26 protein-coding genes are annotated in these 25,654 nt (G+C 69.0%); 8 read left to right on the forward strand and 18 right to left on the reverse strand.

The genetic code is table 11. The annotated features are described in order from the left end of the window. Positions 1–29: 29 nt before the first annotated feature. The 7 genes from SI859A1_RS16460 to uraH are packed head-to-tail and all read right to left on the reverse strand — an operon-like array spanning position 30 to position 8,801. The gene (locus SI859A1_RS16460; protein ID WP_009210828.1) at positions 30–956 is read right to left on the reverse strand and encodes an ABC transporter permease; all 927 of its coding nucleotides are present in this window, start codon (positions 954–956) and stop codon (positions 30–32) included. Continuing rightward, positions 953–2,083: an ABC transporter permease gene (locus SI859A1_RS16465; protein WP_009210829.1), complete on the reverse strand. Its 1,131-nt coding sequence runs from the start codon at positions 2,081–2,083 to the stop codon at positions 953–955. Before SI859A1_RS16465 ends, SI859A1_RS16460 begins: the two co-directional genes overlap by 4 nt. After that, the gene (locus tag SI859A1_RS16470) at positions 2,083–3,624 is read right to left on the reverse strand and encodes an ABC transporter ATP-binding protein (protein ID WP_040326673.1); all 1,542 of its coding nucleotides are present in this window, start codon (positions 3,622–3,624) and stop codon (positions 2,083–2,085) included. The genes SI859A1_RS16465 and SI859A1_RS16470 overlap by 1 nt, the downstream gene beginning before the upstream one ends. An 11-nt stretch (positions 3,625–3,635) precedes the next feature. After that, a complete protein-coding gene (gene xdhC, locus SI859A1_RS16475) occupies positions 3,636–4,511 on the reverse strand; it encodes a xanthine dehydrogenase accessory protein XdhC (protein WP_009210831.1) in 876 nt (291 codons plus the stop codon). Then, the gene (xdhB, locus tag SI859A1_RS16480) at positions 4,508–6,934 is read right to left on the reverse strand and encodes a xanthine dehydrogenase molybdopterin binding subunit (protein ID WP_009210832.1); all 2,427 of its coding nucleotides are present in this window, start codon (positions 6,932–6,934) and stop codon (positions 4,508–4,510) included. Before xdhB ends, xdhC begins: the two co-directional genes overlap by 4 nt. Beyond that, the gene (xdhA, locus tag SI859A1_RS16485) at positions 6,931–8,433 is read right to left on the reverse strand and encodes a xanthine dehydrogenase small subunit (protein ID WP_009210833.1); all 1,503 of its coding nucleotides are present in this window, start codon (positions 8,431–8,433) and stop codon (positions 6,931–6,933) included. The genes xdhB and xdhA overlap by 4 nt, the downstream gene beginning before the upstream one ends. After that, a complete protein-coding gene (gene uraH, locus SI859A1_RS16490; RefSeq protein ID WP_009210834.1) occupies positions 8,433–8,801 on the reverse strand; it encodes a hydroxyisourate hydrolase in 369 nt (122 codons plus the stop codon). The genes xdhA and uraH overlap by 1 nt, the downstream gene beginning before the upstream one ends. A 170-nt stretch (positions 8,802–8,971) precedes the next feature. Here uraH and SI859A1_RS16495 point away from each other — a divergent pair, with 170 nt between their 5' ends. The 5 genes from SI859A1_RS16495 to SI859A1_RS16515 all read left to right on the forward strand — a co-directional run bounded on the left by SI859A1_RS16495 (position 8,972) and on the right by SI859A1_RS16515 (position 15,501). Further along, on the forward strand, positions 8,972–9,646 hold the full coding sequence (locus tag SI859A1_RS16495; protein ID WP_009210835.1) for an HAD family hydrolase: 675 nt from the start codon (positions 8,972–8,974) through the stop codon (positions 9,644–9,646). A gap of 79 nt (positions 9,647–9,725) precedes the next feature. Then, positions 9,726–11,171 (forward strand): allantoinase PuuE, encoded by a 1,446-nt coding sequence (puuE, locus tag SI859A1_RS16500; protein WP_009210836.1) that lies wholly within the window; start codon positions 9,726–9,728, stop codon positions 11,169–11,171. Further along, on the forward strand, positions 11,168–12,190 hold the full coding sequence (gene alc, locus SI859A1_RS16505; RefSeq protein WP_009210837.1) for an allantoicase: 1,023 nt from the start codon (positions 11,168–11,170) through the stop codon (positions 12,188–12,190). Before puuE ends, alc begins: the two co-directional genes overlap by 4 nt. Then, positions 12,187–12,693 carry an ureidoglycolate lyase gene (locus tag SI859A1_RS16510; RefSeq protein WP_009210838.1) on the forward strand — a complete coding sequence of 169 codons (507 nt, stop codon included), beginning with the start codon at positions 12,187–12,189 and terminating at the stop codon, positions 12,691–12,693. Before alc ends, SI859A1_RS16510 begins: the two co-directional genes overlap by 4 nt. A 177-nt stretch (positions 12,694–12,870) precedes the next feature. Next, a complete protein-coding gene (locus SI859A1_RS16515) occupies positions 12,871–15,501 on the forward strand; it encodes a glucose/quinate/shikimate family membrane-bound PQQ-dependent dehydrogenase (protein ID WP_009210839.1) in 2,631 nt (876 codons plus the stop codon). A 38-nt stretch (positions 15,502–15,539) separates the two neighbouring features. On the opposite strand, the gene SI859A1_RS16520 is transcribed toward SI859A1_RS16515, so the two are convergent. From SI859A1_RS16520 to SI859A1_RS16535, 4 genes are read right to left on the reverse strand one after another with little or no spacing between them, the layout of a single operon-like run. Then, entirely contained in the window at positions 15,540–16,877 is a 1,338-nt protein-coding gene (locus SI859A1_RS16520; protein WP_009210840.1) for an 8-oxoguanine deaminase, read from the reverse strand. Beyond that, a complete protein-coding gene (gene ureG / locus SI859A1_RS16525; RefSeq protein ID WP_040325930.1) occupies positions 16,874–17,506 on the reverse strand; it encodes an urease accessory protein UreG in 633 nt (210 codons plus the stop codon). The genes SI859A1_RS16520 and ureG overlap by 4 nt, the downstream gene beginning before the upstream one ends. Next, positions 17,503–18,222 (reverse strand): urease accessory protein UreF, encoded by a 720-nt coding sequence (locus SI859A1_RS16530; RefSeq protein ID WP_009210842.1) that lies wholly within the window; start codon positions 18,220–18,222, stop codon positions 17,503–17,505. Before SI859A1_RS16530 ends, ureG begins: the two co-directional genes overlap by 4 nt. Then, on the reverse strand, positions 18,219–18,683 hold the full coding sequence (locus SI859A1_RS16535) for an urease accessory protein UreE (protein WP_009210843.1): 465 nt from the start codon (positions 18,681–18,683) through the stop codon (positions 18,219–18,221). The genes SI859A1_RS16530 and SI859A1_RS16535 overlap by 4 nt, the downstream gene beginning before the upstream one ends. 140 nt (positions 18,684–18,823) lie before the next feature. Here SI859A1_RS16535 and SI859A1_RS16540 point away from each other — a divergent pair, with 140 nt between their 5' ends. After that, positions 18,824–19,456: a hypothetical protein gene (locus SI859A1_RS16540; RefSeq protein WP_040325931.1), complete on the forward strand. Its 633-nt coding sequence runs from the start codon at positions 18,824–18,826 to the stop codon at positions 19,454–19,456. A gap of 13 nt (positions 19,457–19,469) precedes the next feature. Here SI859A1_RS16540 and SI859A1_RS16545 read toward each other — a convergent pair whose 3' ends face one another. Both SI859A1_RS16545 and ureC read right to left on the reverse strand, forming a co-directional pair. Next, positions 19,470–19,877 carry an MliC family protein gene (locus SI859A1_RS16545; protein WP_009210845.1) on the reverse strand — a complete coding sequence of 136 codons (408 nt, stop codon included), beginning with the start codon at positions 19,875–19,877 and terminating at the stop codon, positions 19,470–19,472. Positions 19,878–19,944: 67 nt separating this feature from the next. Continuing rightward, positions 19,945–21,657 (reverse strand): urease subunit alpha, encoded by a 1,713-nt coding sequence (gene ureC / locus SI859A1_RS16550; RefSeq protein ID WP_009210846.1) that lies wholly within the window; start codon positions 21,655–21,657, stop codon positions 19,945–19,947. 186 nt (positions 21,658–21,843) lie between these two features. Between ureC and SI859A1_RS16555 the strand changes: the two genes are divergently transcribed. Together SI859A1_RS16555 and SI859A1_RS16560 are read left to right on the forward strand one after the other, a co-directional pair. Continuing rightward, positions 21,844–22,254 (forward strand): hypothetical protein, encoded by a 411-nt coding sequence (locus SI859A1_RS16555; protein ID WP_040325932.1) that lies wholly within the window; start codon positions 21,844–21,846, stop codon positions 22,252–22,254. A gap of 110 nt (positions 22,255–22,364) precedes the next feature. Then, entirely contained in the window at positions 22,365–22,913 is a 549-nt protein-coding gene (locus tag SI859A1_RS16560) for a hypothetical protein (protein ID WP_040325933.1), read from the forward strand. Between the two features lie 27 nt (positions 22,914–22,940). Here the strand turns inward: SI859A1_RS16560 and SI859A1_RS16565 are convergent, their stop codons facing one another. The 5 genes from SI859A1_RS16565 to SI859A1_RS16580 form a co-directional block, all read right to left on the reverse strand. After that, on the reverse strand, positions 22,941–23,339 hold the full coding sequence (locus SI859A1_RS16565; RefSeq protein WP_009210848.1) for a carboxymuconolactone decarboxylase family protein: 399 nt from the start codon (positions 23,337–23,339) through the stop codon (positions 22,941–22,943). A gap of 11 nt (positions 23,340–23,350) precedes the next feature. Next, a complete protein-coding gene (locus SI859A1_RS16570) occupies positions 23,351–24,184 on the reverse strand; it encodes a cyclase family protein (protein WP_009210849.1) in 834 nt (277 codons plus the stop codon). Between the two features lie 123 nt (positions 24,185–24,307). After that, positions 24,308–24,613 (reverse strand): urease subunit beta, encoded by a 306-nt coding sequence (locus tag SI859A1_RS16575; RefSeq protein WP_009210850.1) that lies wholly within the window; start codon positions 24,611–24,613, stop codon positions 24,308–24,310. After that, complete coding sequence (locus SI859A1_RS22335; protein WP_266102048.1) at positions 24,610–24,732, reverse strand: hypothetical protein; 123 nt, start codon at positions 24,730–24,732, stop codon at positions 24,610–24,612. Before SI859A1_RS22335 ends, SI859A1_RS16575 begins: the two co-directional genes overlap by 4 nt. 81 nt (positions 24,733–24,813) lie before the next feature. Then, positions 24,814–25,389, reverse strand: coding sequence for a HupE/UreJ family protein (locus tag SI859A1_RS16580; RefSeq protein WP_009210851.1), 576 nt, complete (start codon positions 25,387–25,389; stop codon positions 24,814–24,816). Between the last annotated feature and the right edge of the window lie 265 nt (positions 25,390–25,654).

Below are 25,654 nucleotides of genomic sequence, written 5' to 3' on the forward strand. Positions count from 1 at the left end.
GGGACTCCTTTTCGTGTTCGTGAACGGGATCAGGCACTGGCCCTGAAGGGTTGGCCGAGACAGGCCGGCGCCGCCGTGCCGGCTCCGCGCCGGCCGGCGGAAATGATCGCCAGGACGAGCACCGTCGCCAGATAGGGAAGGCTCGCCAGAAGCTCCGGCGCGAAGAAATTGAGCCCCGCCGCCTTGGCCTGCAGCTCCAGCGTGATCACCGCGCCGAAGAGATACGCCCCGGCCAGCACCCGGCCCGGTCGCCAGGAGGCGAAGACCACCAGCGCGATGGCGATCCAGCCGCGGCCCGCGGTGAGCCGCTCGGCCCACATCGGCGTCAGCACCAGCGAATAATAGCAGCCACCGAGACCCGCCATGGCGCCGCCGAACAGCACCGCCAGATAGCGGATCTTCAGCACCGGATAGCCGATCGAATGGGCGGCGCTGTCGCTTTCGCCGACGGCGCGCAGGATCAGTCCCGGCCGGCTGTGCTTCAGGAACCACCACACGCCGAGCGTCAGGAGAAGTCCGACATAGACCAGCGGCGAATGGCCGAAGAGGATCCGCCAGATCGGATCGGACGCCAGCGCATCCGGGAAGACCGGGCCGAGCGGCGTCGTGGTGATGCCGACATAGGGGGCGCCGAGCAGCGCCGAGACGCCGGTGCCGAAGATCGTCAGGGCCAGCCCCGTCGCGACCTGATTGGCCATCAGGCTCAGCGTCAGGACGGCGAAGATCGACGCCGCGAGCGCGCCTGCGCCCATGGCTGCGACCGCGCCCACCGCCGGCACGCCGGTGACCGACGCCACGGCAAAGCCGGTGACCGCGCCGATCAGCATCATGCCCTCGACGCCGAGATTGAGGACGCCGGACTTCTCGACGACGAGTTCGCCCAGCGCCGCGATCAAAAGCGGGGTCGCGGCGGCGGCGACCGTCATCAGGATGGTGATGAACAGCGCAAGGGTCATGCGGTCGCGGCCTCCGCGCGGGTCTTGGTTGCGCCCTGCCCTGCCGCGGGCAGCGGATGCCCGGCGGCCGGCCGACGCCACGCCAGCCGGTAGCGCACGAGGATGTCCGTCGCTAGCAGGAAGAACAGCATCATCGCCTGGAAGACGCCCGCGGCGGCCGACGGCAGGCCGAGCGCCGTCTGGGCGCTCTCGCCGCCGACATAGGTCAGCGCCAGCACCAGTGCGGCGAGCAGAATGCCGAGCGGATTGAGCCGGCCGAGAAAGGCAACGATGATCGCCGTGTAGCCGTAGCCAGTGGGAAACTGCGGGACCATCTGGCCGAAGGGACCGCTGGCCTCGAGGATGCCGGCAAGCCCGGCCATGCCGCCGCCGACCATCAGCGCCAGCCAGACGGTGGAGGATTGCCGGAAGCCGCCATAGCGCGCCGCGCGCGGGGCAAGGCCCACGACGCGGATCTGGAAGCCGGTGATCGAGCGGGCGATCAGGAACCAGGCGGTCAGCGCCAGCGCCGCGGCGATCGGAATGCCGAGATGGATCAGCGTGCCCGGCACGGCGACCGGCAGCGTCTGCGCCGCCGAGAACATCGCCGTCTGCGGGAAGTTGAAGCCCATCGGGTCCTTCCACGGCCCGCGCATCAGATAATACAGGAGCTGGATCGCCACGTAGTTGAGCATCAGGCTCGACAGGATCTCGTTGACGTTCATCCGCGTCTTGAGAAAGGCCGGCACCGCCGCCCAGGCCATGCCACCGAGGATGCCGGCGACGACCATCAGCGGCAGGACCCAGCCACCGTCGAGATCGAGCGTGGCCAGCGCGATGCCGGTGCCGGCGAGGCCGCCGAGAATGTACTGCCCCTCGGCGCCGATGTTCCAGACATTGGCGCGAAAGCCGATGGCGAGGCCCGTGGCGATGATCGCCAGCGGCGCGGCCTTCACCAGCAAATCCTGCCAGCGATAGGGATTGAACAGCGGTCGCACGAAGATCTCGTAGACCGCCAGCGCGCCGTTGTGGCCGAGCAGCGTGAACAGCAGCGCACCAACGACGAGGGTGAGGGCGACGGCGATCACCGGGGCGGCCAGCATCATGGCCCGGCTCGGCTCGCGACGCGGTTCGAGGACGAAGGCCATCAGTCGGCCCGCTCCGCGGAGGCCGGCCGGTGATCGGCCTCGCCATGGACACCGCCCATCAGCAGCCCGACCCGTTCGACCGAAATGCCCTTCACCTCCATCGCATCCGACAGATGTCCCCCATTGATGACCGCCATGCGGTCGCAGAATTCCAGCAGCTCGTCGAGGTCCTGACTGACCACGACGATCGCCGTGCCCTTGCCGGCCAGATCGACCATGGCCTGGCGGATGAAAGAGGCCGCGCCTGCATCGACACCCCAGGTCGGCTGCGAGACGACCAGCACCGCCGGCTCCTGCATGATCTCCCGGCCCATGACGAATTTCTGCAGATTGCCGCCGGACAGGCTGGCGGCCGAGGCCGCCGGACCGGTGGCCTTCACCGAAAACGCGTCGATGACCGCAGCGGCGAAGCGGCGTGCGGCCCCGGCGCGGATGATGCCGCCCGAGACCAGCCCCTTGCGCCGGCGCGCCGACAGGATGGCGTTCTCGGCGAGCGAAAGCCCCGGCACCGCCGCGTGGCCGTTGCGTTCTTCCGGCAGGGTCGCCAGCCCGGCGACACGGCGTCCGGTCACCGAGAGGCGGGTGATCGGCGTATCGTCGAGGGTGATCGCCCCGCCCTCATAGTCGGCGCGTTCGCCCGACAGCGCCGAGAGAAGCTCGTTCTGGCCGTTGCCCGCGACGCCGGCTATGCCGAAGATCTCGCCGGCCCGCACCGCGAAGGAGACGTCGGCGAGGCTGGTGCCGAAGGGCGGCTCGCCGGCCATCGACAGGGCCTCGACCACCAGCCGGTTGGCGCCTGAGCATTCACCCTCGCGGGGCGCCAGATCCTTCAGGCTGCCGCCGATCATCAGCTCGGCCATGGAGCGCGCCGATTCGGCGCGCGGATCGCAGGTCGCCACCACCTTGCCGCCGCGCAGGATGGTTGCCGACTCGCAGAGTTCCTTGATCTCGTGCAGCTTGTGGGAAATGTAGAGGATCGAGCAGCCCTCGGAGGCAAGGCGCCTCAGCGTGTCGAACAGCTGCTCCACCTCCTGGGGCGTGAGCACCGAGGTGGGCTCGTCCATGATCAGCAGCTTCGGGCGCTGCAGCAGCGCCCGCACGATCTCGATGCGCTGGCGCTCGCCCACCGACAGGGTGTGGACGTAGCGGTGCGGGTCGAGGGTGAGCCTGTAGGTCTCAAGGACGTCGCGGACGGCCGCCTCCAACTCGCGGCGCGGCGGCGGATTGTCCATGCCCAGCGCGATGTTCTCCAGCACCGTCATCGCCTCGAACAGCGAGAAATGCTGGAACACCATGCCGATGCCGAGGGCCCGTGCCTCGCGCGGCGAGTCGATGGACACCGCGTGGCCGTCGAAGGCGATCTCGCCCTCGTCTGACTTCTGCACGCCGTAGATGATCTTGACGAGGGTCGACTTGCCGGCGCCGTTCTCACCTAAGAGGGCGTGAATCTCTCCGGGCGCCACGGAAAACGACACCGCCTCGTTGGCGACGACGCCCGGAAAGCGCTTCGTGATACCGGAAAGCTGCAGCCGTGGCGCCATGGCGGAGCGGGTCACCTCGTTGATCGGACTGGCGCACTATTGCACCGCGCAGACGCAGCTGCAAAGCGATCGATCACTATTTCCTGTTGACTGGAAAGCAGGCAGGTCGCCAGCTCGGCAGCCGTCAGCGCGGCGATCACTTCGGGGCGCTTGTCCCGCACCGCAGCACCGCCGATCGGCAAGGTCAGGCGATCGATGTCGTCGCCGCGCCCGGCTGCCTCCAGATCGCGGCGCAGGCGCTCGCGCTTGGTCGCCGAGCCGATCATCCCGACATAGGCGGCATCGCCGCGCGCCAGCGCCGCGCCGGCAATGAGGAAGTCCAGCGAGTGTTCGTGGGTCATCACCACATAGGCGGCGCCCGGCGGTGCGGCGTCCACTTCGGCTTCGGGCAGGGCGGCGGCGACGGTCGTGACGGTATCGGGAAGGCCGTGCAGCGTCTCCGGCCGGCTGTCGACGAGCCGCACCGAGAAGGGCAGCAGCGCCAGCGCGGTCGCCAGCGCTCGCCCCGTGTGGCCGGCACCAAAGATCAGCACGGTCGGCTGGGCCGCGCGCCGGGCTTCGCCGTCCCTCGTCAAAGCCTGCAGCGTGGCATCGTCGGCACGGGCGAGGTCGAGCCGGACGCGGCCGCCGCAGCACTGGCCGATCTCGGGGCCGAGGGGCACGTCCATCTGGGCCGTATCCTCGCCGGCCTCCAGCATCATGCGGGCGCGTTCGATCGCCTCGAATTCCAGCCGCCCGCCGCCGATCGTGCCAGCCATGCCGTCGGCGGTGACCAGCATGGCGGCACCAGCTTCGCGCGGGGTCGAGCCGCGGACCTGTGTCACCGTGACGAGGACGGCCGGATCGCTCGCGGCAAGCGCCGCGCGCAGGGCCGCGGCGAGGCTCACGCCGCGCCCCGCACGCTGTCCACCGCCGCCAGCACCCGCTCGGGCGTCGCCGGCACGTCGAGATCGGGGAACGCGCGGCCGTCACCCGCCGCGATGATCGCATCGGTCAGGGCCGAGAACACCGAGATCGCCAGCATGAAGGGCGGCTCTCCGACGGCCTTGGAGCGATAGATCGTCTCGGAACGGTTCTCGCCCTTTTCCCAGATCGCCAGGCGGAAATCGTCCGGCCGATCGTTGGCCGTCGGGATCTTGTAGGTCGAGGGCGCATGGGTCCTGAGCCGTCCGGCTTCGTCCCACCAGAGCTCTTCCATGGTCAGCCAGCCCATGCCCTGGATAAAGCCGCCCTCGATCTGGCCCCGGTCGATGGCCGGGTTCAGCGACCGGCCGACATCGTGGAGAATGTCGGTGCGCAACAGTCGGTACTCGCCGGTCAGCGTATCGATCACGACCTCCGAACAGGCCGCGCCATAGGCAAAGTAATAGAAGGGCGTGCCGCGGGCATTGTCGCGATCGTAGCTGATGCCGGGCGTGGCGTAGAAGCCCGTCGAGGACAGGGAGATACGGGCCAGATAGGCCTCGCCGACGAGATCGGAGAAGCGCTTCTCGGCATTGCCGATCCGCACCCGGTTGGCCTCGAACACGACCTGGTCGCGGGGCACGTGATAGCGCTCCACGGCATAGTCGATCAGCCGGTCCTTGATGGTGCGGGCGGCCGCCTGCGCCGCCATGCCGTTGAGGTCCGAGCCGGACGAGGCGGCGGTCGCCGAGGTGTTGGGAACCTTGCCCGTCGTGGTGCCGGTGATCTTCACCTGGTCGATGTCGATCTGGAATTCCTCGGCGACGACCTGCGCCACCTTGGTGAACAGCCCCTGCCCCATCTCGGTGCCGCCATGGTTCAGCGTCACCGAGCCGTCCTTGTAGACATGGACGAGCGCGCCGGCCTGGTTGAGATGGCTGGTGGTGAAGGAGATGCCGAACTTCACCGGCGTCAGGGCGAGGCCCTTCTTCAGCACCGGATTGGCGGCGTTGAAGGCCGCGATCTTTTCGCGCCGGGCGCGATAGGCGCAGCTCGCCTCCAGCTCCTCGAGGATCTCGCCGATGACCGAATCGGTGACCGGCATGTGGTAGGGCGTCGACGCCGGCCCGGTCCCGCTGCCGGGCGCCGGATAGACATTGCGCTTGCGCACGTCGAGCGGATCGATGCCCGTGGCAAAGGCAATCCGGTCCATGGCGCGCTCGATGCCGACCATGCCCTGCGGACCGCCGAAGCCGCGAAACGCCGTGTTGGAGACCGTATGCGTCTTCAACCGCCGCGAATGGATGCGCGCGGCGGGCAGCGCATAGGCGTTGTCGGCGTGGAACATCGCCCGGTCGGCAATGGCCGCGGACAGGTCCTTGGAATAGCCGCAGCGCACGAAATGGGCGAAATCGACGGCTTCGATCCTGCCATCGGCGTCGAAGCCGAGATCGTACTCGATCCGCACCTCGTGGCGCTTGCCGGTCATGACCATGTCGTCGTCGCGGTCGAGCCGGCATTTGGCCGGCCGGCCGGTCTTCACCGCCACCAGCGCCGCGACGGCGGCGAACAGCGCCGGCTGGCTCTCCTTGCCGCCGAAGCCGCCGCCCATGCGCCGCACCTCGACGGTCACCGCATGGTCGGGGATCCCGAGCATCTTGGCGACGTTGTGCTGGACCTCCGAGGGGTGCTGGGTCGAGGAGCGCACGAGAACGTCCCCATCCTCGCCCGGAATCGCAGAGGCGATCTGGCCTTCCAGATAGAAATGGTCCTGGCCGCCGATCTCGATCCGGCCGCGCAGGCGCTGATGGGCCGTCTTGAGCACCGCCTCGGCGTCGCCGAGCCGCATCTCGTGCGGCGGCAGCAGGTCCTCGCCGGCTTCGTCCGCCATCGCGATCGCCGCGTCGAGGTCGATCGCCGCCGGCAGATCCTCATAGGCGATCGTCGCGCATTTCGCCGCGGCTCTTGCCAGGGCCAAGGTCTCTGCGGCGACGGCGAAGATCGGCTGGCCGACATACTGGACGACGGCACCCTCGCCTTCGAGCGGCGGGAAGATCGGATCGTCGCCGAAGACCGGCGAATAGTCGTTCTGGCCGGGAATGTCGGCCACCGTCAGCACCGCCGCGACGCCCGGCGCGGCGCGCACCGCGTCGAGATCCATCGACCGGATGCGGGCATGGGCGCGCTCGGACATGGCGATGAAGATCTGGAGCGTGCCCGGCAGTTCCGGATCGTCGTCGATATAGCGGGCGGCGCCGGAGACATGCTTGGCGCCGCTGTCATGGGCGAGCGCCGCGCTGACGCCGCCCCGAATGGCGCGGGCCTCGCCCGGCGGCTGCTCGCCGAGTTCGGCGGGCGCCGGTTCGCCGGCCGCACCGCGATCCTGGATGCGGGTTTCATCGATCATGATGCCGCACCGACCGTTTCGCCAACAGTCTCCGACTGCACGTCGGCCAGGCCGATGCGCGACGCACCCCCTTCCTGAGAAAGGAAGCGCCGCAACAGGTTCTGCGCGGTCTTCAGACGGTATCCGGCTGAGGCCCGCATGTCGGTCAGCGGCGTGAAATCCTCCGCCAGCGCCGCGACGGCGGCCTCGATGGCGTCGGGGCCAAGCAGTCGCCCGACCAGCATCGCCTCGGCCCGCGCGGCGCGCCTGGGAACGCCCGCCATGCCACCGAAGGCCAGCCGCGCCTCGGTGACCGGCGCGCCCGGCCCCTCGCCTTCGACCGTCAGACGGAACGCGGCCATGACCGCCGAGATGTCGGAATCCAGCCGCTTGGAGATCTTGTGGGCGAAGAAGCGCTGGCCGTCCTCGAGCCGCGGCACTTCAACGGCGATCACGAACTCGCCCCTGGCGCGGTCCTGCCTTCCATATTCGAGGAAGAAGTCTTCCAGCGGCACCTGGCGGAAATCGTCGCCCTTGCGCAGATGCAGCACCGCGCCGAGCGCGATCAGGCAGGGCGGCAGATCGCCGATGGGCGAACCGTTGGCGATGTTGCCGCCGACCGTGCCGGCATTGCGGATCTGGTAGCCGGCAAAGCGGCGCAGCATCTCGCCGAGATCCGGGTGAATGTCGGCGAGGATGTCGCGCGCTTCGCGATGGGTGACCGCCGCGCCGAAATAGACCCGGCCGCCGGCCTCCTCGATCACCCGCAGGTCGCGAACATGGCTGACGTCGATCAGAACGGGCAGGTCGCGATGCTGCTTGGTGACCCAGAGGCCGACATCGGTCGCGCCGGCAACCAGCACGGCGTCGGGATGCTCGGCATAGAGGTCGGCAAGATCGTCGACATTGGTCGGCGCGAACCAGCGGCCGCCGTCCTGCTCATAGGCAAACACCGCGTCGCCCTCGACAACGCGCAGGCGGCGGGAGAGCACCGCGTCCTCCTCCCGCGTGTCGGGCACGGGCTCGGCGGCCAGATCGAGGCCGGCATCGATGATCGGACCGTAGCCGGTGCAGCGGCACAGATTGCCGGCGATCAGATCCTTCACCGATGCCCGGTCGGAGATCGCGCCGGTCAGCCAGCCCGCATGAAGCTGCATGACGAAGCCCGGCGTGCAGAAGCCGCACTGGCTGCCGTGACGCTCGACCATCGCGGCCTGCACCGGATGCGGCCCGTCGCGCCCGAGATGCTCCACGGTCTCGATCGCGCGGCCGTTCATCGCCGGCAGAAACTGGATGCAGGCGTTCACCGCGCGGCGATGCAGGCCGCCGGCCCCGTCGGATTCGGCCAGAAGCACCGTGCAGGCGCCGCAATCGCCCTCGGCGCAGCCTTCCTTGGTGCCGGTCAGCCGCTCGGTGCGGCGCAGATATTCCAGAAGCGTCGTCGTCGTCGCGACGCCCTCGACGGCGCGTTCCTCGCCGTTGAGGACGAAGCGGATCGGCCGGGCGGAGATCGCCGTCATCAGCTCCCCCGATAGGTCGAATAGCCGAAGGGCGAGAGCAGCAGCGGCACGTGATAATGGCTGCGTTCGGCGATGCCGAAGCGCAGCACCACGTCGCCGAGGAATTTCGGCTCCTGCAGGTCGATGCCCATGGCGTCGAAATAGGCGCCGGCCGCGAAGACCAGCTCGTATTCGCCGATCGCGAAGGCGTCGCCCGCCATCAGCGGCGCGTCACAGCGCCCGTCGGCATTGGTCACGGCCTCGGCGACGAGCGTGCGGCTGCCGTCCGGGCCGAGCCGAGTCAGCGCCACGGCAATGCCGGAGCCCGGGCGACCGAGACTCGTATCCAGCACATGCGTCGTCAGCCGCGCCTGATCTGCTTCGCCCATCGAGGCCGTTCCATTGCTTTTTTGACCATCCGGTCAGCATCCTGCACCGCCCGGTGCGGAGCCGTAAAGCGGGGCGCTGCACAATAATCCACTCGCCGGCGCGCCTTGGCGCCACACATCCCCCGTGACAGCCGTTCCGCCGGGATGGCCGACACCAACGGAGCCAGATCATGCGTGACGGACCGGCCTTCCTCTTCGACCTCGACGGCACCCTCGTCGACAGCGTCTACCAGCATGTCATCGCCTGGCAGGAGGCGCTCGATTCGGAGGGCATCGCCCTGTCGGTCTGGCGCATCCACCGCAAGATCGGCATGAGCGGCGGGCTGTTCACCAACCAGCTGCTGCGCGAGACCGACCACGAGATCACCGAGGAGACCTCGGAGCGCCTGCGCAAACTCCATGCGGAGGCCTATGGCCGGCATGCCCATATGGTGCGCCCGCTGCCCGGCGCGACGGAGCTCCTGGCGGCGCTGACCAATGCGGGCGTCAGATGGGCGATCGCCACCAGCGGCCGGATGGAAACGGCGCGGCACAATCTCGACCGGCTCGGCGTCGATCCGGACAAGGTGCCGGTGATCACCCGCGACCTGGTCAAATACGCCAAGCCCGATCCCGACCTGTTCATCGCTGCGGCCGAGAAGCTGGGGGTTGCGACCGACACCACCATCGTCGTCGGCGATTCGATCTGGGACATGCTGGCCGCGCAGCGCTGCCGGGCGCTCGGCGTCGGGTTGCTGTCCGGTGGCTACGGCACCAACGAGCTGGAGCGGGCCGGCGCTTTCCGGGTCTACGAGGACCCCGCCGACATGCTGCTGCATATCGACGAGGTGGGCGGCCGCCGCTGACCTTTCGCGGCGTCTCTCGCCGACGCTTCCAGAGACCACCGGCTTCGGGCTATCTCTTGTGCAGACTGACGGAGCCTGCATGACATCATCCCGCTATCCGCGCGACCTTCTCGGCTACGGCCGCACGCCCCCCGCCCCGGCATGGCCCAATCCCGGCGGCAGCGGCGACGCCAAGATCTGCGTCCAGTTCATCGTCAATTACGAGGAGGGCGGCGAGAATTCCGTCCTTCACGGCGACGCGGCGTCGGAGGCCTTCCTGTCGGAAATCGTCGGCGCCCAGCCCTGGCCGGGCATGCGCCACATGAACATGGAATCGATCTACGAATACGGTTCACGCGCCGGCTTCTGGCGGCTCTGGCGCATGTTCACCGAACGCGCCATGCCGGTCACCGTCTATGGCGTGGCCACCGCGCTCGCGCGCAATCCGGACGTGGTCGCGGCGATGCAGGAGGCGGAATGGGAGATCGCCTCGCACGGCCTGAAGTGGGTGGAATACAAGGACTACAGCCGCGAGGACGAGCGCCGGGACATGCAGGACGCGATCGCGCTGCATGCGGCGATCACCGGCGAGCGCCCGCTCGGCTGGTACACCGGCCGCTCCTCGCAGCACACGCTGGAACTCGCAGCCGAAGAGGGCGGCTTCCTCTACGCCTCCGACGCCTATGCCGACGACCTGCCCTACTGGCAGGAGACGGAGTCCGGCCCGCTTCTGGTCGTCCCCTACACGCTCGACACCAACGACATGCGCTTCGCCACCCCGCAGGGGTTCAATTCCGGCGACCAGTTCTTCGCCTATCTCAAGGACGCCTTTGACGTCCTCTATGCGGAGGGTGAGGCCGGTCAGGCGAAGATGCTGAATATCGGCCTGCACTGCCGTCTCGTCGGGCGGCCCGGCCGCGCCGCGGCGCTGGCCCGCTTCCTCGACTATGTCCAGTCGAAGCCCGACGTATGGGTGGCGCGGCGGATCGACATTGCCCGCCACTGGCGCGAGCGCTTTCCCCATGCCGCGCCCTGGCGGCCGAGCCGACTGTCGAAAACGGCCTTCGTGGACGTGTTCGGCTCGGTCTTCGAGCATTCGCCCTTCATCGCCGAGCGCACCCTGACCCGCGGTCTCGGCGCCGCCAACGACACGACCGAAGGCCTTGCCGCCGCGATGAACCAGACCTTCCGCCTCGCCTCCCATGACGAGAGGCTGGGCATCCTCAAGGCGCATCCCGATCTCGCCGGCAAGCTGGCACTGGCCGGCGACCTGACCGAGCAGTCGAAATCCGAACAGGCGGGCGCCGGCCTCGACCGGCTGAGCGAGGCGGAACTGGCCCGCTTCACCGATCTCAATACGCGCTATGTCGCGCGCTTCGGCTTTCCCTTCATCATCGCCGTGAAAGGCCTGACCAAAGACGACATCCTCGCCGCCTTCGAGGCGCGGGTCGACAACGACCAGGCCACAGAATTCGCCACCGCATGCCGGCAGGTCGAGCGCATCGCCCGCCTGCGCATCGCCCAGATCTTCGAGGACGCAGCATGAGCTCGGAACGCTTCATCACCGCCGACCCCGCGCCGGAGGCCGACGACCTCCTGAAGCGCTATGTGGATCTCGCCCATCCGCGGCTCGGCACCGAGGTCACCTTCGCGACCGACGACTTCTTCGCCGACAAGAGCCGGATGATCGCGCCCGACGCGCCGGTCTTCTTTCCGGACCGTTTCGACGACCACGGCAAGTGGATGGATGGCTGGGAATCGCGCCGCAAGCGCACGCCCGGCCACGACCATGCGATCATCCGCCTCGGCCAGCGCGGCACCATCGCCGCCGTCGACATCGACACCGCCTTCTTCACCGGCAATTTCCCGCCGGAAGCCGCGCTCGAAGCGGCGGACACGGTGGACGCGCCGGGCGAGGACGACTGGCAGACCATCGTGCCGCGCATGGATCTGAAGGGCGACAGCCATAACATCGTCGCCAGTGACGCCGCCGGCCCGTTCCGCTGGCTGCGCCTGCACATCTACCCCGATGGAGGCGTCGCGCGCCTGCGGGTTTACGGAACCATCGCCAAGGACTGGTCCGAGGTCGGCGCCGACGAGGTGGTGGACCTCGCCGCCCTTACCAATGGCGGCACCGCCATCGCGTGGAACGACGCCCATTACGGCGCACCGGCCAACATGCTGGCGCCGGGCCGCGCGCCGGTGATGGCCGATGGCTGGGAAACCGCCCGCCGGCGCCGCCCCGGCAATGACTGGTGCGTCCTCAAGCTCGGCACCGCGGGCACCATTTCCAACCTCCTGATCGACACCCGTCACTTCAAGGGCAATTTCCCCGACCGCTTCAGCCTGCGTGCCGCGCGGCTCGACGCCGATCCCGCGCCCGATTCCATCGAGGCGGAAAGCGCCGCATGGCCGCTGCTCCTCGACGAAACCAGGCTGGCGGCCGACGAGGAGCGGACCTTCGACGATGTGATCGATCTCGGTCCGGTAACCCATGTCCGCCTCGACATCTTTCCCGATGGCGGCGTGTCGCGACTGCGCCTCTACGGTACGAAGGCATCATGAGCGGCACCGACCGGACGCTGTTCGCGCGCCCGCTGACGAAGGAGGCCTTCGCCCCCTTCGGCGACGTCATCGAGACCGATGGCGCGGCGCATTTCGCGATCAATGGCGGCACCACCACGCGCTTTCACGATCTCGCCCATGTGGATGTCGCGACCGAGGGCGGCCGTCCGCTGATCTCCATCTTTCGCGGCCAGGCCTTCGCCTTCCCGGTGGAGATCCGGATGATGGAGCGCCACCCGCTGGGCACCCAGGCCTTCGTGCCGCTCCAGCCTGTCCCGTTCCTGGTCGTTGTGGCGCCGGATCGGGACGGACGACCCGGCGAGCCCCAGGCCTTCCTCGCCGCCCCCGGCCAGGGCGTGAACTACGCCTGCAATGTCTGGCACCATCCGCTGGTGTCGCTTTCCCGGACCAGCGACTTTGTCGTCGTCGATCGCGGCGGCGAGCAGCCGAACCTCGAGGAGCAGACCTACCCGGCTCCCTATTCGGTGCTGGCGGAGCGGTAGCCGCGCCCACGCGCTGCCGAGGACCAGGCAACCAAAACACGAGGCACGGGTGGGAGCCGGCCAGGCACCGGCAACCGCACGCCCGTGCATTTTGCATTGCCGCAGGTGCCAAAGGCTGGACATGCCGGCCGAGGGCGATAGGTCGGTCCGACATGCTGCACAGCGAAAGGACGTCCGATGCGCTCCGGTCCCGGCTCGATCATCTCCCTCATCACGATCGCGATCCTGGCCCTGGCCGGCCTGTTCCTCACCGGCGGCGGCCTCTGGCTGATCGTCGCGGGCGGTTCCTGGTACTATCTGATCGCCGGCCTCGTCATGCTGGCGACCGCGCTGCTCCTGCAGTTCCGCCGTCCTGAAGCGCTGTCGCTTTATGCTGCCCTCGTTATCGGCACCCTGATCTGGGCAATCTGGGAGGTCGGCTTCGACTGGTGGCCCCTGGCGGCGCGTGGCGGCGTCATCTTCATCCTCGGTCTGGTCCTGCTCCTGCCGTGGATCACCCGGCGTCTCGGCCGGCGCAATGTGGCCCAGGCACTGGACGGCGTCGTCGTCACCCCCTCGGCGCGACGCGGATCGGGCCTCGCGCTCTCCGGCGCCCTCGTCGTCGCTCTCGTCGTGGCCGGTATTTCCTGGTTCACCGATCTGCACTCGGTCGAAGGCCGGCTGCCGGAGCGCCAGACCGCGTGGAACGACCTCGGTGTGCCGGCCGGCGAATGGCACCAGTACGGCCGCACCAGTTACGGCCAGCGCTATGCGCCGCTGGACCAGATCACCCCGGACAATGTCGACCGGCTCCAGGTGGCCTGGGAGTACCATACGGGCGACGAGACCCAGCCGGGCGACCCGGTGGAGACCACCTTCGAGGTCACCCCGCTGAAGATCGGCGAGCGGCTGTATCTGTGCACGCCGCATCAGAACGTCATTGCCCTCGATGCCACCACCGGCGAAGAGATCTGGCGCTACGATCCGCAGATCCAGGGCGAGCTCGCCCTGCAGCACCTGACCTGCCGGGGCCTCGCCTATCAGGCGCCGGGCACGGCCGATCAGGCGGGTGCCGACGCGGCAGCCACGCCGGCTGCGGATGCGGCGTCGCCGGCCTCCGACTCGCCCACCGGCACCGCCACGGCGCTCGCGCAGAGCGGCCAGCTCGCCGCGCCCCAGACCGACGGCCAGCCGGCATCGGCCGATGATGCAGCGACCGCACCGGCCGCGCCGACCGAGACGCCCACCAGCAACCAGCCGGTGGCGGCGGCGACCGCCGCGCGCACCAGCGACACCTGCGACGGCAAGCTGTTCATGCCGACCGCCGACGGCCGGCTGATCGCGCTCAACCTCGAGACCGGTGCCGTCTGTACCGGCTTTGGTGGCGGCGACGGCCAGATCGACCTCTGGCAGAAGATGCCGAACGTCAATCCGGGTTCCTATTACTCGACCTCGCCGGTCGTCGTGACGCAGGATATGGTCATCGTCGGCGGCACGGTTCTCGACAACGTTTCCACCAACGAGGCCTCCGGCGTCATCCGTGGCTACGACATCGAGACGGGCGATCTCGTCTGGGCCTGGGATTCGGGCAATCCGGACCAGACCACGCCGCTGCCGGAAGGTCAGTCCTACACGCCGAACTCGCCCAATTCCTGGTCGATCTCCGCGGCCGACGAGGCGCTCGGCATGGTCTATGTGCCGCTCGGCAACCAGCCCCCGGACCAGTGGGGCGCGAACCGCTCCGACGCCGTCGAGCGCTTCTCCTCCTCGGTCGTCGCGCTCGACATCGCCACCGGCGAAGTGCGCTGGGTGTTCCAGACCGTCCATCACGATCTGTGGGACTACGACGTGCCGTCGCAGCCCTCGCTGCTCGACCTGACCATCAGGGGCGAGAGCGTGCCGGTAGTGGTCCAGCCGACCAAGCAGGGCGAGGTCTACGTCCTCGACCGCCGCACCGGCGAGCCGGCCCTGCCGGTGGTCGAGACCCCGGTCCCGGGCGGCGCCGTCGAACCGGACTTCACCGCGCCGACGCAGCCGGTCTCGGCGCTGTCCTTCGATCCGCCGGCGATCCGCGAGACCGACATGTGGGGCGCCACCCTGTTCGATCAGCTCGCCTGCCGCATCGCCTTCCACGGCTATCGCTACGAGGGCCGCTACACGCCGCCGTCGCTGGAAGGCTCGCTGGTCTATCCGGGCAATTTCGGCGTGTTCAACTGGGGCGGCGTCGCCATCGATCCGGTGCGCGACGTGATGTTCTCGACGCCCGCCTATCTGGCCTTCGTCTCGAAGCTGGTGCCGCGCGACAACGACAGCGACCTCGTCGTCAACAAGTCGCAGCCGGACGGCGCGCTGCCGGCGCTGAACGAGAATTTCGGCGCGCCCTATGCGGTCGAGCTCTCGCCCTTTACCTCGGTGCTCGGCCTGCCCTGCCAGTCGCCGCCCTGGGGCTATGTCACCGGCTCCGACCTCGCTACCGGCGAGACCGTCTGGATGCACAAGAACGGCACGGTGCGCGATTCCTCGCCGATCCCGCTGCCCTTCGAGATGGGCGTGCCGGATCTGGGCGGGCCGGTCATCACCGCCGGCGGCGTCGCCTTCATCTCCGGCACGCTCGACTATTACGTGCGCGGCTTCGACGTGACGACGGGCAAGCAACTCTGGCGTGCACGCCTGCCGGCCGGCGGCCAGTCGACGCCGATGTCCTACGAGGGCGCCGACGGGCGGCAGTATGTGCTGGTCGCGGCGGGCGGACATGGCTCGCTCGGGACCAAGCGCGGTGACAGCGTGATCGCCTACGCGCTGCCAGGCGAAGCCGCAGCCGCCGAATAGGACACCTGCGTCCGGGCCGACTGACGGCCCCGGAAAGCTCAGGCAAAGCGCAGGGCCGCTGCGCCGTGCGCGGCCCGCAGCCGGGCGATGTCGATGCCGACCGGCATGCCGTCCTCGACCCGCCACTGGCCCTTCACCATCACACGGTCCGCGCGGGTCGCGCCGCACAGGACGAGCGCGGCGATCGGATCGTGGGCGCCCGAGAAGCGCAACTCGTCCAGCGTGAACAGGGCGAGATCGGCCTGCATGCCGACCGCAATGCGGCCGATATCCGTCCGGCCGAGACAGGCGGCCGAGCCCTCGGTGCCCATGGCCAGCACGTCGCGGGCGGTGACCGCCTCGGCGGAGCGATAGTTCAGCCGCCCCACCATCAGCGCATGGCGCGCCGCCTCGATGAGGTTCGAAGCGTCGTTCGACGCCGAGCCGTCGACGCCGAGGCCGACGGGCGAGCCCGCTGCGCGCAGTTCGTTCACCGGGCAGAAGCCGGAGGCGAGCACCGCATTCGACGCCGGGCAGTGGCAGACGCCGACCTTGTGGGCGCCAAGCCGGCGGCACTCGTCGGTGGTGAAGTGAATGCCGTGGGCCAGCCAGGTGCGCGGCCCGAGCCAGCCAACGTCCTCCAGATAGTCGACCGGGCGGCAGCCGAAACTCTCGACGCAGAAGCGGTTCTCGTCCTCGGTCTCGCCGAGATGGGTGTGCAGCCGGCAATCGTGCCTCTCGGCAAGCTCCGCACTCGCCATCATCAGGCTCTTCGTCACCGAGAAGGGCGAGCACGGCGCCAGCGCGATCTGCGTCATCGCGCCGTCGGAGCGGTCATGCCAGCGGCCGATCAGCCGCTCGCTGTCGGCCAGGATCTCGTCCTCGTCCTGCACCACCGAATCCGGCGGCAGGCCGCCATCCTTCTGGCTGAGATTCATCGAGCCGCGGGTCAGTGTCACCCGAATGCCGAGTGCCGCCGCCTCCTCGGCCTCGATGTCGATGGCGTCCTCGAGCCCCTTGGGAAACAGATAGTGGTGGTCGGCCGCCGTGGTGCAGCCGGACATCAGCAGTTCGGTCAGGGCCAGCCGCACCGACAGGCGAAAACTGTCCGGATCGAGCCGCGCCCAGATCGGGTAGAGGCTCTCGAGCCAGGGAAACAGCTCCTTGTCGATCGCCTGCGGATGGGCCCGCGTCAGCGTCTGGTAGAAATGATGATGGGTGTTGACGAGACCCGGCAACACCACGTGGCGCGCGGCGTCGAAAGTCTCGTCCACCGGCGCCTGGGGCTCACCTCCCGACGGCACCAGTTCGACGATACGGCCGTCCTCCACGACGATGCCGCCGTCGGCCCCCTCCGCGAGGATCGCCAGCGGCGTCTTCAGCCAGAGCCGTGTCACGCGGCGCTCTCCACCGCTCTCATCCCGCCGCGTTCGGACAGGAAGGCAAGGATGTCGCCGATCCCCTTGGCGCGCGACAGATCGGCAAAGATCGTCGGCCCGTCGCCGCGGCCCTTCGCGGCATCGCCGCGCATCCGCTCCAGATCGGCCCCAACATGGGGGGCGAGATCGGTCTTGTTGATCACCAGCAGGTCCGAGCGGGTGATCGCCGGCCCGCCCTTTCGCGGAATATCGTCGCCCTGGCAGACGGAGATGACGTAGATCGACAGATCCACGAGGTCCGGCGAGAAGGTCGCCGCCAGATTGTCGCCGCCCGATTCCACCAGCACCAGGTCGAGGCCGGGATGGCGTGCGTTGAGATCGCGGATCGCCGCGATGTTGATCGAGGCATCCTCACGGATCGCCGTGTGGGGGCAGCCGCCGGTCTCGACGCCGATGATCCGGTCGGAGGGCAATGCCTGCAGCCGGACCAGCGCCTCGGCGTCCTCGCGGGTGTAGATGTCGTTGGTGACGACGCCGATCGACCAGCTGTCGCGCGCGGCCTTGCAGAGCTTTTCGACCAGGGTCGTCTTGCCCGAGCCGACGGGGCCGCCGATGCCGACGCGCAGGGGACCGTTCTTGGACATCATGAGCGGAAGAGCCTCGTGGGAAGGGTTTCGTGCCGCAGTGCGGCAATGTCCGACCCTAGCGCCGCCGAGCCGAGATCGTCCAGAGTCGAGCGGCCCGCCCGCTCGGTCAGGGCTCGAATGTCGGGCTCCAGCCGCCGCAGGATCCGCACCGCCTCGCTCTGGGCCAGCGGCACCAGCCGCACCGCCGCCGACACCAGCGACGCGGCAAAGCCGTGCACGAAGGCCAGCAGCGTCTCGTCCAGCCCGAAGCCGGCTTCGGCGGCGAGCCGCCCGACCGCGACCGGATAGGCGACGGCGTCGGCGCCTTCCCTACGCTCCGCTTCGCCGGTTCCCGCCCATGGCTGCGATGCTTCGGCGAAGGCGGCGCCTAGCGCCAGCGTCTCGGCGCGGCGTTCGGCACTGCCGGCCAGCGCCTCGGCGAGCTCCGCGACGGCCGCGAATCGGGCCGCGTCGCCTGCCTGATGCGCGGCGTAGGCCTCGACCAGCAGCACGGCGTCGTTCCAGCCGCTGCCGCGATCGAGCAGCACCCGCACCCAGGCCTCTACCGATGCCCCGTCCGTCAGGACGCGCTCGGCCACCGCCGTTTCCAGCCCGTGCGACCAGGCGAAGGCGCCGATCGGGAAGGCCGGCGAGAACAGGGTCAGGAGTTCGGCCAGATGCGGGGTGGCGACCGATGCCGCCGCCGCTACCGGCACCGAGTCAGCCAGCCGGCTCAAAGAGGGACCGTCTCGACCGGATGGTGATGGCCCGACGGCTCGTAGGCACCGCCTTCGGGATCGAAGGCCGCCTCGGTCTCGGTGATCTCGGCGCCCAGCCCCTCCAGCATGGTGCGCACCACGGCGTCGCGGCGGATCAGGATCCGGTCGTCCAGCAGTTGCGCCGCCAGATGCCGGTTGCCGATCTGCCAGGCCAGCACGAGCAGATGGCGAGCATCGCGGCCGCGGATCTCGTAGAGCTCCTCGGGCTTGGCCTTTACCGCGATCAGCCGGCCATCGTCCAGAAGGATGGCGTCGCCCTCGACCAGCAGCAGCGCCTCCGGCAGGTCGAGCAGGAAAGCGATACCATCGTCGCTGACCATCGCCATGCGCCGGCGATGGCGCGCCGATTCGTCCAGCGTGATCGTGTCCGCCGCCGTGGTCCACTCTCCAGCCCGCTTGATGGTATCGCCGACGATCATCCCGCTGTCTCTTTCTGAAGGGCCATGCCCGTTTCACTGTGCGTGCCGCGACGATACGGTGCCCCGTGGCTCCGGACCAGCCCTTCGGCCGGGAGAACCATGGCGCGGAATGCGTCGGCAGATGGGCAAGGGAACGCAGCATGGCTCTGCAGAACCGCGTCACCCCGCTGGGCGAGATCGTCGTCGACCCGGCCAGGGGCGATTTCATGGGCAATCGCGGTATTCTGCATGACGGCATGCGCCGCCTCGGCGTCAGCCGCTGGAAGCACAAGGCGTGGATCGTCTGCACGCTGGCGTTCAAAAGCCGCAAGCGCGAGATCATGGCGCCGGGCCGCTACACCGAACTGTTCTTCCTCGATGAGGCGACGGCGCTTGCCGCCGGCCACCGGCCCTGCTGGGAATGCCGCCGCGCGGCCGCCCTCGCCTACCGTTCCGCCTTCGCCGAGGGCAACGGGTTGGAGAACGCCCCGTCGAGCCACGAGATCGACGACCTCCTGCATGCCTCGCGCATCGTTACGGGCACACGCCATCAACGCCGGGCGGAGCGCGTCGGAGGCGAACTGCCCGACGGCGTCTTCGTCATCGTCGAAGAGCGTGCCTGGGTCGTCCTCAACAATCGCCTCCTGCGCTGGACGCCCGCGGGCTACGATGCCATGCGGGAAATGCCGGACGGGCCGGTCACCGTGGCAACGCCGCTGCCGAGCGCCGCGGCAATCGCGGCCGGCTACCGCCCGGCCCTGCACGCCAGTGCCGCGGCGCTGGCCGGCGGCTGAGCCCCCGTCCCGATCAGCGGCGGACTTCGCAGACCGTCGTCTGGCTCGGGTCGCTGCGCATCTCGCTGTAAAGGTCGCCGCGTCGTCCCTTGGTCCACCAGACCATCGCGCCGGCCGCGTATTTCGCGCCTGAGCCGGACATCACATCGACGAACAATGTCTGGCGGCCGTCCACCGGCAGGATGGCAAGCGAGTTGGACGGCAAATTGATGTATTCGACCGCCATTTCCACCGGTTCGGCCTCGGCCGTGTCCCGGCAGAGATAGGTGACGGTGGTGCGCTCGGCCGGTCCCTCCAGATCGAGGGTCAGCGGCTCTCCGTCCTGCGCGAGCGCAGGGACGGCGCCAATGGCGGCCAGCGCCAGGCCAAGGGCAAGCGCCCTGCCCCGTGCGGCGATCGAAACGTCATTACGGTGCATCATGGCTCCTCCCCAGTGGCCGCGGCGGGGTCCGATCGTCCTTCGGGCCGCTGCGATCCTTCGGGAAAGCCTAGAACAGGAAGTAGCGCTGCGCCATCGGCAGCACCGAGGCGGGCTCGCAGGTCAGCAATTCACCGTCGGCGCGCACCTCGTAGGTCTCCGGATCGACCTCGATATGGGGTGTCGCATCGTTGAGGCGCATTGATGCCTTGGAGATGCCGCCGCGGGTATTCTCCACCGCCAAGAATGCCTTCTCGCAGCCGATCTTTTCACGCAGCCCGTCGGCCATCGCGGCGCCGGAGACGAAGGAGATGGCGGAATTGCTGACGGCCTTGCCGAAGGCGCCGAACATCGGCCGGTAATGGACCGGCTGCGGCGTCGGGATCGAGGCGTTGGGGTCGCCCATCGGGGCCGCCACGATGGTGCCGCCGATCAGCACCATCATCGGCTTGACGCCGAAGAAGGCCGGATCCCACAGCACGAGGTCGGCGCGCTTGCCGACCTCGATCGAGCCGATCTCCTTCGACATGCCCTGCGCGATGGCCGGGTTGATCGTGTATTTCGCGACATAGCGGCGGGCGCGCAGATTGTCGTTGTCACCGGTTTCGCCGGCCAGCCGCCCGCGCTGCCGCTTCATCTTGTCGGCGGTCTGCCAGGTGCGGATAATCACTTCGCCGACCCGGCCCATGGCCTGGGAATCGGAGGCGATGATCGAGAAGGCGCCGAGATCGTGGAGGATGTCCTCCGCCGCGATGGTTTCCTTGCGGATGCGGCTTTCGGCGAAGGCGATGTCTTCGGGAATCGACGCGTCGAGATGGTGGCAGACCATCAGCATGTCGAGATGCTCTTCCAGCGTGTTGGTGGTGTAGGGCCGCGTCGGATTGGTCGAGGACGGGATCACGTTGGGCAGGCCGCACACCTTGATGATGTCCGGCGCGTGGCCGCCGCCGGCGCCCTCGGTATGGAAGGCGTGGATGGTGCGGCCCTTGAAGGCGTCGACGGTGTTCTCGACGAAGCCGCTCTCGTTCAGCGTGTCGGTGTGGATCATCACCTGCACGTCGTGATCGTCGGCCACCGACAGGCAGCAGTCGATGGCGGCGGGCGTCGTGCCCCAGTCCTCGTGCAGCTTCAGGGCGCAGGCGCCGCCCCGCACCATCTCCTCCAGCGCGGCCGGCAGCGAGGCGTTGCCCTTGCCGGAGAAGCCGATATTCATCGGCATCGCGTCCGTCGCCTGCAGCATGCGCGCCAGATGCCAGGGGCCGGGGGTGCAGGTCGTCGCCAGCGTGCCATGCGCCGGCCCCGTGCCGCCGCCCATCATGGTGGTGACGCCCGAAAACAGCGCCTCCTCGATCTGCTGCGGACAGATGAAGTGGATGTGGCTGTCGAAGCCGCCGGCGGTGACGATCTTGCCCTCGGCGGCGATCGCCTCGGTGCCGGGGCCGATGATGATGTCGACGCCGCCCTGGGTATCGGGATTGCCGGCCTTGCCGATGGCGCAGATGCGACCGTCGCGCAGGCCGATATCGGCCTTGTAAATGCCGGTATGATCGAGAACCAGCGCGTTGGTGATCACCGTGTCGACCGCGCCCTCAGCCCGCGAATGCTGGGACTGGCCCATGCCGTCGCGGATCACCTTGCCGCCGCCGAACTTCACCTCCTCGCCATAGGTGGTGAAGTCCTTTTCCACCTCGATGAACAGTTCGGTGTCGGCGAGGCGCACCTTGTCGCCGGTCGTCGGGCCGAACATGGCGGCATAGGATGAGCGAGCGATCCGGGCGGGCATGGGCGATCTCCAGACGGGTCGAATTCGTTGATGCGGCCGCTCTCGTTGCGGCGCACCATCAGCGACCATAGGTCGGTCGCGAAAGCTTGTCTTCCCGGTTTTGACGATCGGCGCGAGACTGGCGGCAATTCGGCCGCAGCGGCGCGCATGCCGGCGTGCCCGCACGCCCCCGATACAGGAGCCCAGATGATCCGCTTCGCCCTCCTTGCCGCGCTGCTTCTGCCCGGCGCCGCCCTCGCCCAGGCCTACGATCCGGGGCCGATGGGCGACGTGCCGGGCTCGTCGGCGTCGGGCATGCGCATCGGCGGTTCGCCGGCGGTGACGGCCGGCCCCCGCATCCGCGGCGCCGACGTCTTCGGCGACACGGTCACCGAGCGGGCCTACGGAAAGAATTTCGACGACAGCTATCTGAAGCCGAAGGTGCCCCGAAGCCGCGCCCCTCAGCCAAGCACGGCGGAACGCGCGGTCGAGGGGCGGCCGGACCTCAACGGCACCAATGCCGGCAGCTTCGCGCGGCAGGGCCCCAATGCCGCCGGCCGCAGCGAGGTGACCCGCGGCAGTTCGGCAGGCCCCCACCGCGCCATCATCCGGCGGTAGGCTGCACGGCGCTGTCCGCGATCTGGAACCGGTCGGAGGCGCGCGGAGTTGCTGATCAGAGGCACCGGGCCGCTCACCGTCCCGCGCCGTGATTTCGGAAGGCAAAGGCCATGCGCAGAACCCTCCCCTCCCTGATCGCAATCGCGACGATTCTCGCGGCAGGCCCCGCACTGGCCCAGCTCTCCGGCGGCGTCGGCGGGTCTTCGGGTGCCGGCGGATCGTCCGGCATCGGTGGATCGTCGGGCAGCGGTGTCGTCACCGGCTCCGGCTCCGGCGCCGGCGGCATCGGCAGCACGAGCGGCGTCGGATCGGGGTCGAGCCTGTCGGATACCGGCGCATCCCCCACCCTGACCGACCCGATCGCACCGGGCGCAAGTTCGGGCAGCACCGGCCTCGGCGCCGACACCACCGAGGGGCTGGCGAGCGAGGGTTCGTCCACGATCAACAGCCTCAATGCCGAAGGGCTGGCACGCTCCGAGGCAGGCGCCGGCACCTCGTCGGTGACCAGCTTCGGCACCAGCGACACGATCGGCACGCCCGGCGCAGGCCCCGACCGGGCCTACCGGATCACCAAGCCGACCGTCGCCGTCGATCTGGGCTCCATTCGCCGCGGCCTGTCGAGCGCTCCGAGCGCCATTCCCAAGGCCAATGGCGACTGAGCCACGCCTCGTCTCCTGAGCCGGCGGTCAGACCTCGAAGGCGTCGTCCACGGGCACCTGCAACGCCTGCGCCAGCTGGTTGGTCCTGGCGGCAAGGCCGACGACGGCCAGCAGTTCACCATATTGCGCATTGGTCATCCCCTTCGCCCGCGCCGCGGCCGTGTGGGAATGGACGCAATAGCTGCAGCCATTGGTGGTCGAAACGGCGATGTAGAGCATCTCGCGGGTCAGCGGATCGAGCGCGCCCGGCGCGCCCATCACCGCCTTCACCTCCTCCCATGTCCGCTTCAGAGTCCCCGGATCGGCGGCCAGCACGCGCCAGAAATTGTTGACGAAGTCCGAGCCGCGGGTCGCGCGGATGTCGTCGAAGACGGCGCGCACCTCGGGGCTGGCCTGTGCATCCGAAACCAGCGGTGCCGTTGCCATGGCCTGTCCCCTCAGGTGAGTGCGAAGACGCGGGCCGGGCCGCCCGAGCCGCCCCGATGCTTCGGCGCGCCGACGATCAGCGTCGCCCCTGTTGCCGGCATGTCGTCGAGCCCGGCGATGCACTCCAACCCCCAGCGGCCTTCCGGCAACCAGGCGTAATGCACGGCGAAGTCCGGCGACATGCCGAAGTCGAGCGACAGCGTGTCGACGGCGATGCCGACCGCCGAACCCTCCAGGAGCATCTGCACCGCTTCCACATGGAAGCCGGGGAAATGCATGGTGCCGTCCTGGTCGGCATTGCGGAACTTGTCGGTGTCCAGATGCCGGGCCCAGCCGGAATTCATCGCCACGCAGCACTTCTCCGGCATGTCGCCATGCGCCGCGATCCAGGCCTTCAGATCGTCAGGCGTGACCTGCGCGTCCGCATTCTTCTCCGCCTTCTCCCGGATGTCGACCACGACCAGCGGCGCCATCAGCTTGTCGACGGGGATCTCCGCCACCGACTGGCCGTCGGCGGAAAAATGCAGCGGCGCGTCGACATGGGTGCCGGTGTGCTCGTTCACCCGCAGCTCGAACAGATTGAACTTGTGCTCGGCGTAGGAGAATTTCTGCTCCATGAAGAATTGCTGGTCGCCGAAGAAGGTCGGGAACTCCGGATAGAGTTCATGGGTCAGGTCGGCGATGGCCTTCGCCGGCATCGAGGGGGCGACCGCCGGCTTGGCGGCGTCCTGCGCAAAGGCCGGGCTCGCGATCCCCGCCGCGGCCGCGGCAAGCCCGCCGCCCAAGAGCCCGCGCCGGCTCAGCATCCGGCTCTTCACGCTGTCGATCACGCAATGGTCGCACATTCGCCCGTCCCCTTTCTCCAGACCGCACCAAGCCGCGCCTGCGCCATCTGGCAAGGCTTGCAGCCATCGTCCTCACGGCCGGGAATCAGGGGTGGCGCCTCAGCGGCGCCGGCGCCGCGTCGTTCAGAGCGCGCCCATCACCTTGCCGTTGAAGCCATAGACCTTGCGCGCGCCGCCGAGCGGCACCAGCGTGACCTCGCGGGACTGGCCGGGCTCGAAGCGCACGGCGGTGCCGGCGGCCAGATCCAGCCGCATACCGCGCGCGGCGTCGCGATCGAAGGTGAGTGCGGGATTGGTTTCGGCGAAATGGAAGTGGCTGCCGACCTGGACCGGCCGGTCGCCCGTATTGCCGACCATCAGGGTGATCGGCTCGGCGCCGTCATTGAGGACGATATCGCCGTCGGGGGTGAGGATTTCGCCGGGAATCATGAACCATTCCTCCAGAGCTTGCGAATGGCGATGATCGCCAGAACCACCAGCAGCACGGGGCCGATCGCCATCAGGTCGTATTCGCCGACCGGCTGCGGCGCCCGGATGAACTCAGGCACGCCGCTGCTCTTCTCTCAGGCCCGCCCGTTTCCGGGCGAGCCCTGTCGTCTGCGGGCCAGGGCCCGGATGCGTCACGTGGCTCAGGCAGCGATCATGTAGAGGCCGGCAAGCGCCGAGGCCGCGCCGAGCGCGCGGACGATCAGCGGCTGGCGGCCGGCGGTCAGCGAATGGCCGAGAGCCAGGCCAACGCCATGCAGCGCGGCCGTGGCCACCACGAAACCGAGGCCGAAGGAGAGAGCGCCGGCCGAGCCTAGCTCGGCGCCGTGGGCCGAGCCATGGAACAGGGCGAAGGCGCCGACTGCTGCGGCCGCGGCCGGAACCGGCAGGCGAGCCGCGGCAGCGACCAGAAGGCCGAGGGCGACGACCGACGCCATGACCACCGGCTCGACGAAGGGCAGCGACAGGCCGTTCAGGGCCAGCACGAAGCCGGCGCCCATCGCGGCGACGAAGGCGACAGGAACGGCGAGGCGCGCACGACCACCGAGCGTGGCGGCCCACAGGCCGACGGCCACCATCACCAGGACGTGGTCCCAGCCGAGCAGCGGATGCGAGGCGCCGGCGGCCAGCGAACCATGCGCCACCGGATCGAGATGAGCGAAGGCGGGCACTGTTGCGGCGGCCAGGGTTGCGGCGGCAATGGCGAAGCGTGTGAGCATGCGGATGTCCCTCAGATTGGTCGACGGGCGCCCCGATATGGGTCACGTCCAGCCCGCCTCCGGCACCGCCCCGGAGGGGCGCCCGGCGCGGCGGGTTCGGGCGCGATCATGGAAGCCGGCCGCCCCGGTGTCAAAGGCTTTCTGGCAAGGATCTCGCGGATGCGAACAGCGGCGGGATGGCCTGTAGGATTTCGGAAAGCCTGTCGATAACGATGGTTGCGCCGGCAAGAACTCGTGAAACTTTCGCGGGTTATGTCTCGGCTCC

This window comes from Aurantimonas manganoxydans SI85-9A1 (genome assembly GCF_000153465.1).
Lineage (GTDB): Bacteria > Pseudomonadota > Alphaproteobacteria > Rhizobiales > Rhizobiaceae > Aurantimonas > Aurantimonas manganoxydans.